Origin of the sequence: Nocardia nepalensis, assembly GCF_048910785.1 — a bacterium.
In the GTDB taxonomy this organism is placed as follows: Bacteria; Actinomycetota; Actinomycetes; order Mycobacteriales; family Mycobacteriaceae; genus Nocardia; species Nocardia nepalensis.
Window position 1 is genome coordinate 345,684 of sequence record NZ_JBKBET010000041.1, and the last position, 16,656, is coordinate 362,339.

Annotated in this window: 17 protein-coding genes and 2 pseudogenes; 10 read left to right on the top strand and 9 right to left on the bottom strand. The window is 62.7% G+C overall.

The features are described 5' to 3' along the window. Positions 1 to 15: 15 nt before the first annotated feature. Positions 16 to 1,458 carry a helix-turn-helix domain-containing protein gene (locus ACHQ4I_RS41515; protein ID WP_420777400.1) on the bottom strand — a complete coding sequence of 481 codons (1,443 nt, stop codon included), beginning with the start codon at positions 1,456 to 1,458 and terminating at the stop codon, positions 16 to 18. 150 nt (positions 1,459 to 1,608) lie between these two features. On the opposite strand from ACHQ4I_RS41515, the gene ACHQ4I_RS41520 reads away from it, so the two are divergent. The 4 genes and pseudogenes from ACHQ4I_RS41520 (at position 1,609) to ACHQ4I_RS41535 (ending at position 4,988) form a co-directional block, all read left to right on the top strand. Beyond that, positions 1,609 to 2,499, top strand: coding sequence for a helix-turn-helix domain-containing protein (locus ACHQ4I_RS41520; protein ID WP_420777401.1), 891 nt, complete (start codon positions 1,609 to 1,611; stop codon positions 2,497 to 2,499). A gap of 32 nt (positions 2,500 to 2,531) precedes the next feature. Beyond that, positions 2,532 to 3,356, top strand: coding sequence for an SAM-dependent methyltransferase (locus ACHQ4I_RS41525; RefSeq protein ID WP_420777402.1), 825 nt, complete (start codon positions 2,532 to 2,534; stop codon positions 3,354 to 3,356). Positions 3,357 to 3,424: 68 nt separating this feature from the next. After that, complete coding sequence (locus ACHQ4I_RS41530; protein WP_420777403.1) at positions 3,425 to 3,826, top strand: hypothetical protein; 402 nt, start codon at positions 3,425 to 3,427, stop codon at positions 3,824 to 3,826. Positions 3,827 to 4,108: 282 nt separating this feature from the next. Further along, positions 4,109 to 4,988 (top strand): annotated as a pseudogene (locus tag ACHQ4I_RS41535) (DegT/DnrJ/EryC1/StrS family aminotransferase). Here the strand turns inward: ACHQ4I_RS41535 and ACHQ4I_RS41540 are convergent. Next, complete coding sequence (locus tag ACHQ4I_RS41540) at positions 4,917 to 5,333, bottom strand: hypothetical protein (RefSeq protein ID WP_420777404.1); 417 nt, start codon at positions 5,331 to 5,333, stop codon at positions 4,917 to 4,919. The pseudogene ACHQ4I_RS41535 and the gene ACHQ4I_RS41540 overlap by 72 nt on opposite strands. A 280-nt stretch (positions 5,334 to 5,613) precedes the next feature. On the opposite strand from ACHQ4I_RS41540, the gene ACHQ4I_RS41545 reads away from it, so the two are divergent. The 5 genes and pseudogenes from ACHQ4I_RS41545 to ACHQ4I_RS41565 form a co-directional block, all read left to right on the top strand. Next, positions 5,614 to 6,924, top strand: a complete 1,311-nt coding sequence (locus tag ACHQ4I_RS41545; RefSeq protein WP_420777405.1) for an NsdA family TPR-like regulatory protein — start codon at positions 5,614 to 5,616, stop codon at positions 6,922 to 6,924. Positions 6,925 to 6,942: 18 nt separating this feature from the next. Then, a complete protein-coding gene (locus ACHQ4I_RS41550; RefSeq protein WP_420777406.1) occupies positions 6,943 to 7,320 on the top strand; it encodes a hypothetical protein in 378 nt (125 codons plus the stop codon). A 186-nt stretch (positions 7,321 to 7,506) separates the two neighbouring features. After that, the gene (locus tag ACHQ4I_RS41555) at positions 7,507 to 7,818 is read left to right on the top strand and encodes a hypothetical protein (protein ID WP_420777407.1); all 312 of its coding nucleotides are present in this window, start codon (positions 7,507 to 7,509) and stop codon (positions 7,816 to 7,818) included. Beyond that, entirely contained in the window at positions 7,818 to 8,450 is a 633-nt protein-coding gene (locus ACHQ4I_RS41560) for a PPC domain-containing DNA-binding protein (protein ID WP_420777408.1), read from the top strand. The genes ACHQ4I_RS41555 and ACHQ4I_RS41560 overlap by 1 nt, the downstream gene beginning before the upstream one ends. 101 nt (positions 8,451 to 8,551) lie before the next feature. Then, positions 8,552 to 8,969: pseudogene (locus ACHQ4I_RS41565) on the top strand (IS30 family transposase); the annotation flags it as partial. A gap of 412 nt (positions 8,970 to 9,381) precedes the next feature. On the opposite strand, the gene ACHQ4I_RS41570 reads toward ACHQ4I_RS41565, so the two are convergent. Together ACHQ4I_RS41570 and tyrS are read right to left on the bottom strand one after the other, a co-directional pair. Beyond that, positions 9,382 to 9,984 carry a haloacid dehalogenase-like hydrolase gene (locus ACHQ4I_RS41570; RefSeq protein WP_420777409.1) on the bottom strand — a complete coding sequence of 201 codons (603 nt, stop codon included), beginning with the start codon at positions 9,982 to 9,984 and terminating at the stop codon, positions 9,382 to 9,384. A 92-nt stretch (positions 9,985 to 10,076) separates the two neighbouring features. Then, positions 10,077 to 11,351, bottom strand: coding sequence for a tyrosine--tRNA ligase (gene tyrS / locus ACHQ4I_RS41575; protein WP_420777410.1), 1,275 nt, complete (start codon positions 11,349 to 11,351; stop codon positions 10,077 to 10,079). Between the two features lie 323 nt (positions 11,352 to 11,674). Here tyrS and ACHQ4I_RS41580 point away from each other — a divergent pair, with 323 nt between their 5' ends. Beyond that, on the top strand, positions 11,675 to 12,052 hold the full coding sequence (locus ACHQ4I_RS41580; RefSeq protein ID WP_420777411.1) for a hypothetical protein: 378 nt from the start codon (positions 11,675 to 11,677) through the stop codon (positions 12,050 to 12,052). Between the two features lie 454 nt (positions 12,053 to 12,506). Here ACHQ4I_RS41580 and ACHQ4I_RS41585 read toward each other — a convergent pair whose 3' ends face one another. From ACHQ4I_RS41585 to ACHQ4I_RS41605, 5 genes are all read right to left on the bottom strand, one after another. Beyond that, positions 12,507 to 13,388 carry a phosphotransferase gene (locus ACHQ4I_RS41585; protein WP_420777412.1) on the bottom strand — a complete coding sequence of 294 codons (882 nt, stop codon included), beginning with the start codon at positions 13,386 to 13,388 and terminating at the stop codon, positions 12,507 to 12,509. Positions 13,389 to 13,464: 76 nt separating this feature from the next. Beyond that, complete coding sequence (locus ACHQ4I_RS41590; RefSeq protein WP_420777413.1) at positions 13,465 to 14,319, bottom strand: aldo/keto reductase; 855 nt, start codon at positions 14,317 to 14,319, stop codon at positions 13,465 to 13,467. Beyond that, entirely contained in the window at positions 14,241 to 15,377 is a 1,137-nt protein-coding gene (locus tag ACHQ4I_RS41595) for a JmjC domain-containing protein (RefSeq protein ID WP_420777414.1), read from the bottom strand. Before ACHQ4I_RS41595 ends, ACHQ4I_RS41590 begins: the two co-directional genes overlap by 79 nt. Before the next feature lie 97 nt (positions 15,378 to 15,474). Then, the gene (locus ACHQ4I_RS41600) at positions 15,475 to 15,615 is read right to left on the bottom strand and encodes a hypothetical protein (protein ID WP_420777415.1); all 141 of its coding nucleotides are present in this window, start codon (positions 15,613 to 15,615) and stop codon (positions 15,475 to 15,477) included. 406 nt (positions 15,616 to 16,021) lie between these two features. Next, positions 16,022 to 16,656, bottom strand: a 635-nt coding sequence (locus ACHQ4I_RS41605) for a cysteine hydrolase family protein (RefSeq protein WP_420777416.1), incomplete at its 5' end; no start/stop codon positions are given.

A 16,656-nucleotide genomic window follows, 5' to 3' on the forward strand; every position in this document is an offset into this window, starting at 1 on the left:
GGGAACCCTCGACCATCAAGTCCTCGGCCCAGGCAACGCCAACTGTCGGACTTGCCGACAGACGTCCCGCACACCGCTTCTTTGCAGCGAGGGAGCGGCGGCTGTAGTCATCGAATGCAGGCGATCGACGACCCGAGCGCTCTGGACCTCTCCAGTCATGGACAACGCGGCGGTGGCGGATTGCACTGCAGAGTCCGTATCTCGGAGACGGAATCTACCGGTTGCCTCCGTGGTGTGGTCGAACAGCAGACTGCGTGGAGAACGGTCTGGCGATGAAGATTCGAGTGAGGCACTGGCACGATCTACTGCTGCGATCGTGTAGCGCTCGGCCAGAATCGTGTCGTCGGTCGCGAGAGCGAACTCGTTGTAAATCACGGAGGTGTTGCCGTCGAACTCGCCTGCAGTGAAGAAGACCTGCGTCCAGGGATCCACTGTGTCCCCGACAGTTCTGATGCCTTGCTCGGCGCGAGCCAAGGCGTCCTTCATTTGACGTTCGCGGCCCATCATCGCGTGTGCCCACGCTTCCTGCATGTACAGACGCGCTGATTCGCCGCTGTTCGACGCGTCCTGTGCTGGGATCTGCCCGAGTTGGAACATGCGAAGGGCGACCTGGGGTTCACGTTCGAACAGGCTGATCCGGCCCAACACATACAAGGTCGACGCGGCGAGGCTGTCTCCGCTGTGTGAGCGGGCCTCTCGAGCTAGTACTAGAGCCAGCGCAAGGTATCGGCGTGCACGATCTTGGTCACCGACATCATGGATCGACCAGCCCGCCAGACGTGCGAGATCGGCCAAGGCCACCTTCACCTTGGCGGCTGTAGTTTCGTTGCGGCAGCCTGTGAGAAGGCCGGTGTTCGACTTCAGCAATGCGACCGCGGTGTCGGCCACTGCGAAACCTCCGTGCCGCTGGTCGAGTCCCCGAAGACCGGTTGTGATGTCGTGCAGAGACCGAACATCGACTATGCCAACCTTGGTCGGGATAGGTGCGCCTTTGGCGAACGGCGGCAACCATGGTGCCAGCGAATCCGGTGACCCCACGGTCGCGCTGGCGACCGCCTCCAGAAAGCTCGCCCCGCGCACATCCTCCACAGCAGCAAAACTGCCCGAAGCGGCTGGCGGCTTCAAGAGGGCATTCGACCCGACGCCGACTAGGGCAGACGCCTCGGACATATCCAGAGCGGCCGCCGGAACTGGTGCGCCGAGCGAGACCAGGAGCTCGACGTAGTCCTGGCTAGGCATTTTGACGTCGCCGTTCTCCCACCGAGCGACGAGGCGTTGGTCGCACCCGATGTTGAGTCCCCATTCGGCGCCAGCTTCTCTGAGTTTGATTGCGAACTTGTCTTGGCTGAGTCCGAGTTGGTCCTTGCGGAACGCACGCAGTCGCGCACCCCACGGTGCAGATGGCGGAGTGGCCGAATCATTCAGCCCCATCCTGCTGGCAGTCACCCCTGGCGTCATCCGACTTTCCTTTGTTGAGGGACAGAGTGCGTCGCGATGACGCACGGTGCTCCCTGGTGCCGTGCAAGCTCTGCTCCGATTAATCTATCCTGATAATCAGCTTTCGGTAACCAGAACCGGGTAATCGCTACTGCCGATATGGTGGGAGATATGGCCACGAGAACCGCGCGCAGGCTGCTACTGGGACGCGAAATCGAGCACATGATCCGAACTGCGGGCATTAGTCAGGCGGAAGCCGGCCGCCTGATCGAGGTCGGGCAATCGCGCATCAATAGTTTGATTACCGGGACAGGAACCATCTCCGCTGCTGAACTCCGAGAACTGACCAAAGGCCTGGGGTTCACTGACGACGGATACATCGACTCTCTGGTTGAGCTTCGGCGTGACAACCACAAGCGAGGGTTCTGGACTACAGGTCACCGCCGCGCTTACGCCGAGGAACTGCGGCTATTGATCGATCTCGAGGAGCAAGCGGACCGGCTGCGCATTGCCGAGGCCGAGATCATGCCCGGTCTATTGCAAGGCGAGGCATACATCCGTGCACTGCATCAACCAGGACCGAATGAGACAGACGGACCCGGCGGCATCGCCGTCGAGGACTGGGTTCAAGCTCGGCTCGCCCGACAACAGAACCTGTTCAAGCCGAACGCACCCGACCTACACGCGATCCTGTCGGAATCGTGCCTACGTCGGCAGTACGGCAGCGCCGAAGTCATGCGCGAACAGATCAAACACCTCAGGGAGCTGTCGAAACGGCCCAATATTCTCATCCAGATCCTGCCCTTCGCGGTGACTGCGCCAGGCGCAGGTATGGAGGACCGCTACACGCTGGTCCGTGTGCAATCACCCGGCGCAGCCGGGGACCTTGAAATGGCATTCGTCGAGGCTCAAGGCGACATCCGCTACATCGACGACAAACCCGCTGTAGCCGCCCGCGAAACCGTCTTCACCCGGCTCAGCGCCGCTGCGCTCGGGGCCGAAGACTCTCGGCAATTCATGGACTACGTTGCGCGAACCTTTCGCCGACAGGGCTCCATGTAATACATCGTCCACTGCTCAACGAAGGGAAGCCGGTGACCCCCGACAGCTACACCGGTCGCGAGATCGACTCCAAAACGCCATCGGCAGCACGCATGTACCACCTCTACCTCACAGGCGAAGCTGTATTCGATGCAGACAGAGTGTTCGGCGACCAGGTGTTCGAACTGTTCCCCCACGCTCACACTTGGGCGCACCACAACAGGGCTTTCCTAGCCCGCAGCGTTCATTTCATGGCCAACCAAGGCATCCAACAGTTCCTCGACGTCGGGTCAGGGTTGCCTACTGGCGGCAACACTCACGAGGTTGCCCGTAAGATCGCAGCCGACGCCCGGGTCGTCTACGTCGACAACGACCTTGAGGCCGTGACCCGAGCCTACGAACTCCTCGACCGCGCCAACACTCTCGACATCACTGCGATCATCGAAGCAGATTTACGCGACCCAACCCGCATCTTCGAACACCCTGACACCCAACGCTTGATCAACCTTGGCGAACCCATCGGTCTTCTGCTGGTATCCGTCTTGCCGTTCATCTCCGATTCCAGCCGTCCTCTCGAAGTACTGGCGCGACTGCGTGAGTACCTGCCATCGGGCAGCTACATAGCAATGACCCATGTTTCAGTCGATGAAGCCACCACGAAGATCCGTGAGCAGTTGGGCGCCGCTGCCGCGCTGTACGACAACACATCCGACCCTGCCACGCTGCGCAGCCGCGCGCAGTTCACCGAGTTCTTCGACGGCTTCAACCTCGTCGATCCAGGAATCACCTATGCACCGGACTGGCGGCCCGACGAACCCGTCAACACCGAGGACCCTGCCCGGCCGTGTAATTTCGCGGCTATCGGCTACAAGCCGTAACGAGGGAGGTGGCGTGGCAACTGACCGAACCCCACGCCCCTCGCTTTGCACTGTAAGAGAGGAATGACATGCTGCCGATCTTCACCGCCGCCGAGTTCGTCAAGGCGACCCGCAGCTCACCACAACAGAATTGCGTACGCGTAGCCCGTCGCAACGGATGGACGGCGATCTGGGACGACAAGCTCGGAAACGAACAAACCACCGGCTCCACCGCCATTCCAGAGAGCCAAATGCTTATCTTCACCGACGACGAATTCGACGCCTACCAGCACAGCATCCGTGTCGGAACCACCGAACCCTGCCCACTGACAATCGAACAGCACCACGGCACCTTCGTGTTCACCGCCACCGATCCGACGACCCAGCCGGGTGGCGATGTGAAGCTTCACTTCGACCAGGGCGAGTTCGACGCATTCGTCGACGGGATCCGCAGCCACGAGTTCGCCCGCAGACGTTTCGCAGCCACCTAGGCAAGCACATCGGCCTCGACGGGACAGCGACGGGCTGAGCGCCATTCCGCTCAAGAGCTCGGCCTCGGTGAAAGTACCTGGCAAGGGGTTACCGAGCCCATCGACGCCGGTGTCATCAGCGTGCAGGAGCGATCCATCGAAATCACGGGCGGTGCCGATTACAGGACTTATCGCCGCGGATTGCTCACCGTTGAGCCGCCCTCCAGCCACCGCCACCAGCACAGCGAAGTGCGGCCGATGCGACAGTGGCGCGATGACTCTGGTAACGGCGGCTATCCGTCAATGAGAACTGACTGCCCTGGCCGCGGTGGGCTCATCGATGAGGTCGGCAACTGGTTCGACTGCGCTCGAAATCATCTACCGGACACTGGATGTGCGCGGCCGGACGGTGCTGGTACCGACGAACACCAACTACGCCACCGCCGCGCAGCCGCCCAGGCGGCCGGGGGACGAGTCCAGTTCTACGACGCCGGCCTGTATCCCGACATCGCTGACCTCGAACACCGGCTCACCGGCGATATCGCTGCCGTGGTGGTCGTGCACATCGGCGGATACCTCACCCCCGACCTGCGCCAGATCATCCGGTTGCGCGAGGCGGCAAGTGTTCCGCTGATCGAGGATGCCGCGCACGCGCACCACCCTCGGTGACCGTCCGGCGGGCCGGTTCAGGTACGCGGGTGCGTTCTCACTGTTCGCCACCAAAGTCGTGACCACCGGCGAAGGCGGTGTCATCACCACCAACGACCCAGATCTGGATCGGATGGCCCGCATCTACCGCAACCAGGCCCACGACGGCGACGGCTGGCATGTGGTGGCCGGTGGCAGCTGGCGGATGACCGAGCTCGGTGCCGCACTCGGATCGGCCCAGTTCGACCATTTCGACCGCGACCTCACCCAACGCCGCACCGTCATCGACCACTACACCACCGGCCTTTCCAGCCATCAACTCGCGTTCCCGGCACTGTATGGGCAGGTGAGCGGGCATAAATGCATCGCACTGCGCGATCACGGTGTAGACCGCAAACGCCCCCACCGCACGCTGCCTTACGGATCTCGCCGTACACGCTGCGTCCGCCCCTTGGAGTCGCGGTCACCGAATACCATTGCCCTCGCGGTAACCCACGGCCACGACCGAGTCCCTCATACCCGGCACATTCGATGACCAGGTGGAGATCCGCGCTTCGGAACTGACGCCGACCATCGGCCAGCACCAGCGTGCACTCCCGATCGTGTGCACGCTTCGCCAAGATCTTCGCCACCCCGGCGCCAGCACGGCCCCACCGACACCCACGATGACGAGCGCCAGCGCCCGCGCGGCGTCGCCTCGGTCCGACGAGACGAACAACTTCATCCGCAGCTGCGGATCGACACCGATGAGCCGCGCCTCGATGGCTTCACGCTCAGATTCCAGATCCACAATCGACCATGAATCGAGATCACCGTCCCCGATCGCGGCTCGGATAACAGGCATGTACTTGTTGCGGACGATCTCGTCGAAGCCGATCACGACCAGTTGGTGGACGCCCATAGAGTTCTCCCGTCGTCGATGCCGCACCACCGACGATCTGGCTCCGGCGCGGCGAGCTGAACAGACCCTGCGAAAGCTCGTGCGGTGCCGTTGGTTTCGGCGACTAATCGGTGATGCGATATTCAACGGTGTCAGTCTGCGGGCGGGGCGGGAAGCTACGTTAGGGGTACGGCGCAGGTATCACAGGGGCACGCTTCTGGCACGAAATCTGGTGCGGGGGTAAGTACTACGATGGTTGTGCAACTGAGGTGGCCTTGAAGTGCGTGCTCTGCGTGACGCACTCCGGGAAAGACGGCCCGGCTTCTGTGAAATCACCGGAGTGCATTTCGAAGCGCTCCGAAAGTGGGAGCGGCGCGGACAGACCCTGACGCTACGCGCGGCGAACGCGGCGATCATGGATACCACCCTCGCGCGAGCGACCGAGGATCAGCGCGACCTGTTCCGCCTGCGCTGCGCTGAACTCCGTCAATTCGAAGACCGGACTGGCGGACCGGACGCGACGACTAAGCTCGATGTAGACGATCCTGATCGCCCCTCCGCACCGCGCGGTCCGTACGCCATGGAGATCACCGACATGAACCGCCGCGAGTTGCTGAGGGTGTTGAGCATCTCCAGCGCCGCACTGACGGCGCCGATTGATTGGGACCGAATCCTTGCCGCGACAAACGGTTTCGGCCGCATCGACACCGCAACCGCTCACCAATACGCAGACATCAATCACGCACTATGGTCCAGCTATTCCAGAGCAGTGACCAAAGCCGAGACTCTTCCCGCGGTCCGCGAGCACCTCGACGCCCTGATCGACGGGCTGCGCCGGCCCGCCAACGATTCGGTCCGACAATCACTGTGCACCCTCACCGGTGAGGTTCTGCAACTGGCAGGCGAGATACTCTTCGACAACGCCGATTGCGGCACAGCATCACACTGCTACACCCTCGCCGCGGCCTTCAGCAAAGACGCAGGCGCAATGGACCTATGGGCATGCGCCATGACCAGGCATGCATACATCAGCATCTTCGACCGCCAGTTCGACGCGGCTATCCCACTGCTCGCGTCAGCGAGCCGAATCGCGCAGTGCGGTGACCCTATGATGACCACCCGGTTCTGGGTCGACATAGTGCACGCACAAGCACTCGCTGGAATCGGAGATTCGAACGGCTGTGAACGCGCCGCCGACTCCGCCCGAGCAGCGCGCGATATGACCGGCCCACTCCACACCGGTTGGCTGCGCTTCGACGGATCGCGTCTCAATGAAGACCTCGGCGCCTGCTACGTGCAGCTCGGACGACCCGATCAAGCCGAAAATGTACTGCTCCCGGTCCTTGACCGTCCCCTCTCGACCCGACGCAGGGCTGGCGTCCTCGTCGACCTCGCCGCCGTCGCCGCACTCCGTCGAGACCCGATCCAACTGGTGGCGTACGGAAGTGCTGCACTCGACATCGCGCATCGAACCCACTCCGGATATCTTGGCCGCAGACTCGAGCTGCTGCGCCGACACCTCAAGCCAGTCCAACGCGATCGCCACGTACGTCACCTCAGCAAACAAATCGCAGGACTACAACTCCACTGAAACCGCTTAGGAGAAACGTTGCAGGACATCGACCGCGGGCGCGTCTTTCGTGCGGCCTGGATCGCTGGTGTCGCCAAGCACTACCCCGGGGAGCCGAAGCCCGGCTACATCGCGCCCTGGGAAGAGATGCCCGCATGGGAGCAGGCAGCCGCGACCGCAGTGTACGACCAGGTCGCTGAGTTCGTCACCGTCACCGACGGAAATGCCACCAGACTCACGCCCGAGCAGAAAGGGCGCTGGGTTGCCCTGTGCTGGATCGGGCAGATCCATAAGCACTTTCCCGACCCGAAACCGTCCTACATCGCCGACTGGGAAGACATCCCGGACTGGCAGCGCAAAGTTGATTCACACATCTTCGAAACCATCGAAGCGTCGATCGCCGCAATTACTCAGTAGGTCCCTCTGCCAGACTCGAATGAGACCAACCAAGCGGGTTTTGTGAGGTCGAGTAGGACGAGATCAGGGATATCGAGCAGGTGACGTTGAATTCGGCTGATCTGCCCGCCGAGGATGGCGTGATGACAGCGAGGAAGAAGAGGGTTCGGGCTGGTGGCCCGTCGAAGCGGCGCCAGTACACCGCGAGTGCAAGGCCGCGATCGTGGCCCGACCCTCGAAAACATCGCCGCCCGCGTTCCCGTCATCCTCGCCTCCCGCACAGGGGCGGGGTCAGTGCTCGAATCCACCTACGGATTCCCCGGTTCCGAACGAGACCTCCTTGCCCGCGGCCTCACCTCCGCAGGCTACCTCGACCCGGTCAAGGTACGAGTGCTCCTGCACACCGCGCTAGCAACCGGTTGTGATCGTCCGACGATCCATTCCGCGTTCGGGGCTGCTGGTGGATACAGCTCGCCTCAAACCTGGCCCTGGCCAACCGATCTGACGGAGAAAAGCTGATGCGCTCCCACGAACTCGTCCTCGGCCGAACCTTCGGCGTCGTGTTCGACCACGGTGAGGACTTCTACCCGGCACTCGCAGAGTTCTGCTGCGCCAACGATATCCGTGGCGGCTACATCCCGTCGTTCATCGGGGGCTTCAGCGAAGTCGACATCGTCGGCACCTGCGAGCGGCTCGACAACCCGGACGCGCCCGTCTGGTCGAAAGTTCACCTGCGCAACGTGAAAGCTTTCGGAGGAGGCACACTCGCCCTTGATTCCGACAGCGGCGAGATCAAACCCCACATCCACGTCGCGGTCGGACTCAAGGAGTACTCCGCGACCGGACACACCAGCCACCTGCTGGGCGCACGCGTCCAGTTCCTCACCGAAATGCTCGTCATCGAAGTCGCCGCGCCAGCGATGCGACGCACACCCCAACCCGATCTGTTCGACGTCCCCTTCTGCGATTCGGGTAACGCTAGCAATGCGTTCTGCATCCTCACCGCTGGTCGCCCAGGTGCAAATGAGCCAGGTTCTACCGCTGTGGCGGAAGCCGGGGCTTGTAACCTGCCGACCCGGTACCCCGCTAACGAGCCGAGGCTGGACGATCTGGCTCCAGTCGGACCCCAACTCACACCTTGCGGTAGCTGATTGTGGACAGCCAGCGTCGTGGCTATACGAGCGAATCTCGGCCGGGTTTCCGAACGAATGCCAGCGGACCATCGAAATCCATCACGGGCAAAGGAAATGCGACCGCTATCGCCACCCTGGTCGAACGGTCGACCCGATACACGATGCTCGTGCACCCTGCCAGGCGGCCACACCGCCGAGGAGGTCCGTGACGGGCTGATCAAGACCATGGCGACCCTGCCGACCCACTTACGCGGATCACTGACCTGGGACCAAGGCAGCGAAATGGCCCGGCACAAACAGTTCTCGATGGCCACCGACATGGCCGTCTACTTCTGCGATCCGGCCAGCCCCTGGCAGCGCGGCACGAACGAGAACACGAACGGTCTACTGCGCCAATATTTCCCCAAAGGCACCGACCTCAGCGTCTACGGTCCAGAAGACCTGGAACACGTCGCGCAAGAACTCAACAACCGCCCACGCAAAACGCTCGGCTGGGATACCCCAGCCGAGCGCCTACGTGATCTACAAGCCGCCTAAACAAGGCGGTGTTGCGACGACCCCTTGAAACCAAGCCACCCCTCGCCATCGCCGGGGGTTCTGTCGTACTCCCCGTCCTTACTGCTCCGTGTTCGGAGGTTCCTCGTGAGTTACGGTCCCAGCCTCGTCATTTGGCTTCAGATCAGCTGAGTTTCTCGGCAACCTGTTCGGTCAGGGTTTCGGCTTCGGGCATGTGTTTCGGTCCATGTGGTTTCCGAGGCGTCGTTGGGATCAAGCTTCGAGATCTCGGGCACTTAGGCACCGGAATCCGCAGGGCCACTGAGTCATCCAGCTCCGGATGTGACTGCTATTGATCGGGTATCGCCAGCGCGCAGACATCATCGCGGGAGAGTATGCAGTGTGTGCACATCAGGACAGGTCGCCTGGCAGATCGGAAAAAGCCGGGCCCGCTTCATATTCCGGCGCTGATGGACGCTAACGCGTCCATCAGGGTGATGTACGTCGGGTACGGCTGCGGTCTCCGTGTCCGTCCCACCAACACGCAGCGGCACCCATACCCGGCCGCCGGTGCCAAGTCCAGCCGAGGGTTATCCCCGATCACGAAGGTATTGGCCGCCTCACCTTGGCTAGCAATGAGTTTCGCGTACACACGGTCCTTGACGACATCTGCGCTGTCGAAGACCGAGTGAAGATCATCGACCAGCTCGGTGATCCCGAGAGCAGCGAGCACCCCCCGCGCGTAAGTCGCCGGGGCCAGCGTCACGACAACCCGGGGGACCTGGACTCGAACCAGAGCAGCCCGAAGCCGGGGGTCGGGCCGCAGGATCTCGGTGTAGGGCAGGTCCGCGTAAACCGCTCGGGCCCAGTCGAATCGAGACAGGCCAAGGTGATCGAGCGCATCCAGGACAGACGGGCGCTCCACTTCCAGAGCAGTCAACTCCGGTGTATCCAACCCTGCCCGTTCCAGGAAGAACGCCGCCGTCCGGGTGTCGATCATGTCGGTCAGGGCACTGTCCTGCGGGTACACGGTGCCGTCAAGGTCGAGGACCAACATGCCGATCTCACCCCCATCAGCGCACCCTCACGGCTGGCCGCGCGGCTGGGAGCGCGCCTGGCAGACCAGCCGCACCCCAGCCGGTTCGATGCTCAGACGACCTCGACGACGGCCAGCGAACGCCGACCGCGGCGCAGAAGAATCCACCGGCCGTGCAGCAGATCAGCGACGTCGACGGTCGCGTCCTCGCCACTGACCTTTGTGTTGTTCACGTACGCCCCGCCCTCGGCGATCGTGCGCCGACCGGCCGATCTGCTTGCCACCAGACCAGTCGCGGCGAGCAACTCGACGATGTCGTGCTCGCCACGTGGAACAGCCGCCGACGGCAGTTCCTGGACGGCCTCCCGCAGCGTCGATGCGTCGAGGGCGGCGAGATCGCCGCGGCCGAACAGCGCCTGGCTGGCCTCTCGGACCCGGACCATCGCCTCCTTGCCGTGAACGAGCGAAGTGACATCCTCGGCCAGAGCGCGCTGCGCTACCCGCTCCGCAGGGCGTTCGCGGGTGACCGCGTCGAGGGCATCTATTTCCTCCCGTTCCCGGAAGGTGAAGATCTTCAGGTAATCGGTGACCTTCGCGTCTTCGGCGTTGAGCCAGAACTGGTAGAAGGCATACGGCGAGGTCATCCCGGGGTCGAGCCAGATCGCGCCGCCCTCCGTCTTACCGAACTTTGTACCGTCAGCCTTCGTGATGAGCGGTGTGGCCAGGGCATGCAGACTGACTCCCTCGAGACGGTGGGTCAGGTCCGCGCCTGCGGTCAAGTTGCCCCATTGGTCGGACCCACCGGTCTGCAGTATGCAGCCGTATCGCCGGTAGAGCTCGTAGAAATCCATGCCCTGAAGGAGTTGGTAGCTGAATTCGGTGAAGCTGATACCAACCTCGCTGTTGAGCCGCGCCGACACCGCCTCCTTGGACAGCATTCGGCTCAGCCGGAAGTGCTTGCCGACATCACGCAGGAAATCGATCGCCGACATCGGCGCCGACCAGTCGAGGTTGTTGACCACCCGTGCAGCATTCTCGCCCTCGAAGGACAGGAACCGTTCGACCTGTGACCGGATCCGCCCCACCCAGTCGGACACAGTGGCAGGGTCGTTGAGTACCCGTTCGCCCGACATCCGCGGGTCCCCGATGAGTCCTGTCGCGCCGCCGACAAGCGCCAGCGGCTTGTGGCCGAAGTCCTGAAGCCGACGCATCGTGAGAAGCTGGACGAGGTTGCCCATGTGCAGGCTCGGCGCAGTCGGATCGAACCCGCAGTAATAGGTCACGGGGCCCGCCGACAATGCGGCGCGTAGGGCCTCCTCATCGGTGGACAATGCGATCAACCCCCGCCAAGAAAGCTCATCGAAAACGTTGCCCAGGCTCTGCGTCACGACTGGCGCGCCCTTCCTCGTCCAGGGCCGCTAGTGCGACCCGCACTTCAAAGCATCTCAAACCACGCCAGCGGACGGTGACACCTGGCCACATGTACTTGACTGGGCCTCACGGCATCCCGGCACCGCGCACGATCCAGCCGCGACGGCATCCGCTAGGAGTTCCCGCACCCACACACACTGAACGGTCGCCGGGCGCGCTGCCCAACGACCGAGCCATCCAGCCATCGAGTTGCCGGACCGCGGACCCGGATCGGTGGTCGACGGCTCGATGTCGTGCGCGAGCGCCGAATCTGGCGTGGTCGCTGGAGCAGACCACTCGCATGAATATGCCCGATCCGGCGGTGTGCCCGAACGAGTCGTGCGGATACACCACCACCACCGCGGTCTCCGAACGCGGCTGGCTGCTCGGAGAGATCAAGGTCATCTGGCTCGAACCGGCCAACGACGGTGGCCTGTTCGAGCGCCGCCACAGCCAGCGGTGCCGATCCCGCGACCTGCCGATCGACGACGTCGAGTGCGCGGTCACCGCATGCGGAGGCCCCCAGGTGACCGGTGTGTTCGCGACCGAACTGCTCGACACCGGCGAACTGCCGCTACTGGTGCGGCGATGGCTGGCGGTGTGCCGCTGGCACGCCACCCCGGCTGTTCTACCCGGACCATCAGCGACCCGGCGCGGAAACCGTGGGGCCGGAACATAGTGACGTCCAACGCTGCTGGCGCTCAATAGATCCCAGACCTTCGCCCGTTCGCCGGCGAGGCGATCGAGCAACTGTTGCACCGGCCAGCGGTGCAGGGAACCGTGGCGGGCCGAGTAGAGGGCCATCGTGTGGAGCCGGAAGGCGTCGGTGGTGTCGAACAGCACGTAGCCGACGACCTGGTAGATGGCGGTCAAGTTCACATGCACGGAGCGGGCGCAGTGGCGGTGCTCGTCGACGCCGACAATGTGCAGCCGACGAAAATCGGCGCGGTGCTCGCAGCGGTCGTCTCCGAACATACCTACTGCTGGGCTAGGTCAATATGGTTGTGCCGCAGCAGAAGTCGCTGAGGGGAACTGTCGTGCCGAGCAGCTGCGTGCGAGCGTTCGTGGCCAAAGATCGATCGCCGAGCGCGTTCTGGTGCGCCTTCGCCTTGCCCATGGGGAGTATGGCGAGTTCATCGACGTAGGTCTGCTACGAGCTTGGCTGCTTGCCTTGCTGTCGGCTCGAACGCCGGGGCGGAGGCGAAGCCAGGATCGTTGAGATCCTTGGAGCAGCAGAAGAGCGCCATGAGCTTGCCTGATCTGGTGTCCAAGTCGGCATACCTTTCCCGGAAGACCTTGTCGGCCAACGTGGGAACCATCAGCGAGGCTGTCCAGAGTGTCGCCGCGTCGAGACCTTGTGGGGCGAGGCCGAGGTCTTCCCAGTCGAGAATCCAGCAGTCGGGTGCGGTGAGGTTGGACCAATTCAGGTCCGCGTGGGCGGGCACCCACGGCTGATCAGTGATCGTCGTGTCCACTTGATCGGGAAAAGCGCGCTCGATGGTCTCGGTGACCAGTGCCTGGGTGATCGGCTGGGTGTCTGGTGTGGCTATGCGCGTTGTGTGCTGGCGGGCAAGGTTATCCAAGGAGCTGTTGAGCGTGTGCCACCAGTCCGTCGACAGTTCGGGTTCGGTGAGCGGGTATCCGATCGGGGTTGCGGTCGGTCTGGTGATCAATGCGCATTCGTCGGCCCGCCAGAGGATCCCTGTAGATTCGTCGAGCCAGGACACCGCTCGGTGCCACCGGGGCTTTGCGATGCCGTCCAGTAGGGCTGAGGCTTCGATTCCGTTGTTGACCTGCTCTTGGCTGGCCGCCTTGTCAAGTGGTCGGGCCTCGATCCGTACCCACGTGCCCCGATGGCTGCTCACACCGACCGAACGCCGCTTGCGCACGATGGTGGATTCGTCGAAACCCGTTCCGAGGCGGGCCTGTACCTCGTCGATAAGCTTGTCGACTGATTGTTTCCGCAGGTCGCCGGTATCGGCCCCCTGCGTGTGATCTGACAGAGCGTCTGCCACGATCTAGCTCCTCAGCGGTAGATGTGTTGGCTGAACCCAACGGCGTTTATAGCGCGGTCGGACTTGTTGTCTGCCTTCAGGTATCAGCTCGGATGAGTTCGCGGTACTGGTTGATGGCGTCGGCCGCGACATCGGCGTCGGTCGCAGCAACCAGTTCCGTTAGGTGTGCTGTGTCACCCGTTCCGACCGCGATCCGCGTCACGGACGGCAGTTCAAATGCGAGCCGAAAGGCAGCTTGCGGTGTGGAACATCGCTGCTGTGGCGCCAGGAATGCGGACAAGTTCGTCGTTCGCCACACGGTTTCGGCTGTACCGCCCCCGAAGGGGCTCATACCCCACCGCCCTGCAGCCGCGATCCCGAATGCCTCACCGATCTGTTCCGCTGCCGCCAGCACTGAGTCCGGCACCGTGAGTCCAGCGCGGACCAGCAGGACGGTTGGCAGCCGATCAGGTTTGCTGGCCGCGAGTACGTTGACCAGCGGGCGGGGGTCCCACGACGAGATGCCCCATGCTGCACAAAAACCCGTCGACACTGCTTCGGCGAGGTAGGCGCAGGCGCCCGCCAACCGGTCGGCACCCTCGTCAGTCGAGAGGTGGGCGAGAGTGCGCTCCGGATTGTGCAAGAACACCACATCCGGTGTCCGGCCGAGATCCTCGCTGGATTGCTCGACAGCGATGCGCAACCGTTCGGGCTCAAGGGAGTGCACGGTGTGCCCGTCCGGTCCCGGGAAGAATCCGACCTTGGTCGACACGGTGAACTCTGCGAGCAGGTCCCCGGCGGACTGGGCGAGCATCCGGTGTGAGGTGAAGCCGCGGTAGTTGTATGCGGTGTCCACGCCACAGATGCCGAGTTTCAGGGCGTGTTCGAGCAGGTGCCGGTCGGGATCATGCCGGTATAGCCCGAGGACAACGCCTCGGTCAGTTCGGCGCACACGCCCTCCTTCATCAGGCTTTCTGCAAGAACGACGGTGTCGATGCCCGTCGTCGCGGTCACGGTGGCGAGGTCGATCGGATGACCGGCCAGCAATAGCCGAAGGGCCGGTTCAGCCTGCGCGGCGAAGGTCATCTTCTTGCCAGCGGCCAGCACATCGACTTCCTGTCCCCGGACTTCGATGCGTGGGGGGAAGTCCGTCAGGCACACAACGGCTTGTGGCGGGCCGAATACTCCACCGGTCGCGACGTGGCGGGGTGGTTGTCGTTCATGCTCTCGAGCGGCGAGATACGCCGAAATCGGGTAATCGGCGAGTAACTGCGCCATTCCGGCCACGAGACCTTCCTCTTGCGCGGCGCGATCGGATGTTGTTTCCCACCGGTGCAGATCGTGTCGGAATGGCTCGCGTTCCCTACTTCGGTCCGCCACCCAGGACATCCAGTCGACCCCAGTCCGTTTGACGAATCCAAAGGTCACGTGGAGGCTGTAGCCCGCTCCGCGGTCGCTGCGAGTGGCCTGGTGCCAGAACCCGCGCGGAATATGCATCACGTCGCCGGTCCGCAGTGTGCCCGACCACAGGATCTCTTCTGGCGGAACTGTGTTCGGCTCAGCGTCCCGGTACATCGGTACCGGTCGTGAGGCCGAGCGGACCTCCCATGATTTCTCGCCGCCGATCTGGACGACAATGACGTCGTGGTCGTCCCAATGGAGGGAGAAGCCGGCTGCATCATTGGTGGTCAGGTATGTATTTACTTGAACTATTTCCCGGGACCACCATTGCAATGCCCGACAGGCGATCTCCATGGTCGGGTCAAATGAGTCCAAGGAGTCCAGCACCAAGGAGCAGCCGGACTGCATGAGCTGATTCAGGCGATCCATATTGGCTACTGGAAGAACCTGTGACCGTCGGGTCACAAGCTGTGTCAGGTATGCATCGGGGTGCAGCTCATTCCCGTTCTGAAAGCATCGGAACTGTGGAGGTGACACCGTGCGCCGCATGATTATGTCGAGCAGCCTTGCCGGAGTCAGCATTCTGGCGCACAGGTCCGCGTCGGGCATGGTGCCGCGCGCAAACGCGGCACCGAGCCCGTCGGACCCATTCCAACCCAGCGCCTTCTCGATTGCTTGGGTCAAGTAGTGGTCCATGGATCGCGTCTTAGGACTCGGGGATGTTCAGACCGTCGCCGCCCGAGCTACCGTGCCCGTCGCTGTTGGTGTCCGAATGCTCGGTGTCCAGGCGTCCACGAACGCTCCCCAATTGTTCGACCGCGATCAACAGGTCGCTTTTCGGTTCCATGTGCCGCTCCCACTCTCGATGACGTGCGCAAGAATGCGCCCATTTGCTGCCGTCGTGTTCGCATCCGATCCTCTGACCCGTTACGGTCGACGACATCTACTGAGAATGCACCAGCGCCCCGGCAATTCACCCGGTCGAAAGTATGGAACATCCCCCCGACCGCCTCCCTACTGTGACCAGCAGAAACTCTTCCCGAGACAGCGGAAGTCCTCAAGTTTGGGTACAACGATCGCCTTGAGCCCGACACAGTGGTCAACCGGGCTGCGGTCCCATCAAAACCTCTCTCGCAAGTGGATTCGCCGTGGTGGGCACCGCCGCGTCACCCGCTGTGGCTGGGTTCTCCGCGCGCCACAGCCAGCCACTCCGGTCGCCGTATCCGCAGCAGGCCGTGGACGCGACGAGGCTCCTACTCCGCCGCCTCCTTCGGCAAGCTTCGCAGCCTGAATTCGCCCAGCGGAATACACTCAGCATCGATAAGCCAACCGAGATACGTAACGGATGCATCCTTGCTTTCTCGGAACGACTCGATACCGTCATATACCAGAGATACTGCGTATCCACGGTTGTAAGCGTCGACCGATGTGAATCGCAGGCACACATCGGCCGAATATCCGATCAGGTAAATGTGATCGCAATCGAGCCTGCGGAGGATGTCGTCGAGATTTGTATTGTAGAACGCACTGAAGCGCTTCTTCTCGACGATGAAATCGTTCGGCTCGATCGACAATTGTTCGACGATCTGGGCCAATTCGCCGCCCCGAACCAGGTTCGCGCACCAACTCTCTCCGGCACTCCATGCGTTCGGCCAGTCGACTCGGTCCTCCCGGTACAACGTAACAGCGTGGATCACCGGCATATCGGCCTGCCGTGCGATGTCGATGATCTCGCTACAGCGCTTACCTAAGTCCAGGCGGTCAACGTTCGGGTTCTCCACGAAGAAGAACTCCTGCATGTCGACAACCACCAGCGCGCTCTTCTTCATTATTTGCCGTCCCTGGGTTGATGGTGCTTCTGAATAGCTGTGCCGATGAGCCGCAACGC

Excerpts from the sequence above, each read along its gene's own strand:
- ACHQ4I_RS41515 (WP_420777400.1), bottom strand. The coding sequence starts at position 1,458 with ATGACGCCAGGGGTGACTGCCAGCAGGATGGGGCTGAATGATTCGGCC.
- ACHQ4I_RS41520 (WP_420777401.1), top strand. The coding sequence starts at position 1,609 with ATGGCCACGAGAACCGCGCGCAGGCTGCTACTGGGACGCGAAATCGAG.
- ACHQ4I_RS41530 (WP_420777403.1), top strand. The coding sequence starts at position 3,425 with ATGCTGCCGATCTTCACCGCCGCCGAGTTCGTCAAGGCGACCCGCAGC.
- ACHQ4I_RS41560 (WP_420777408.1), top strand. The coding sequence starts at position 7,818 with ATGCGCTCCCACGAACTCGTCCTCGGCCGAACCTTCGGCGTCGTGTTC.
- ACHQ4I_RS41570 (WP_420777409.1), bottom strand. The coding sequence starts at position 9,984 with ATGTTGGTCCTCGACCTTGACGGCACCGTGTACCCGCAGGACAGTGCC.
- ACHQ4I_RS41580 (WP_420777411.1), top strand. The coding sequence starts at position 11,675 with ATGAATATGCCCGATCCGGCGGTGTGCCCGAACGAGTCGTGCGGATAC.
- ACHQ4I_RS41595 (WP_420777414.1), bottom strand. The coding sequence starts at position 15,377 with ATGCCCGACGCGGACCTGTGCGCCAGAATGCTGACTCCGGCAAGGCTG.
- ACHQ4I_RS41600 (WP_420777415.1), bottom strand. The coding sequence starts at position 15,615 with ATGGAACCGAAAAGCGACCTGTTGATCGCGGTCGAACAATTGGGGAGC.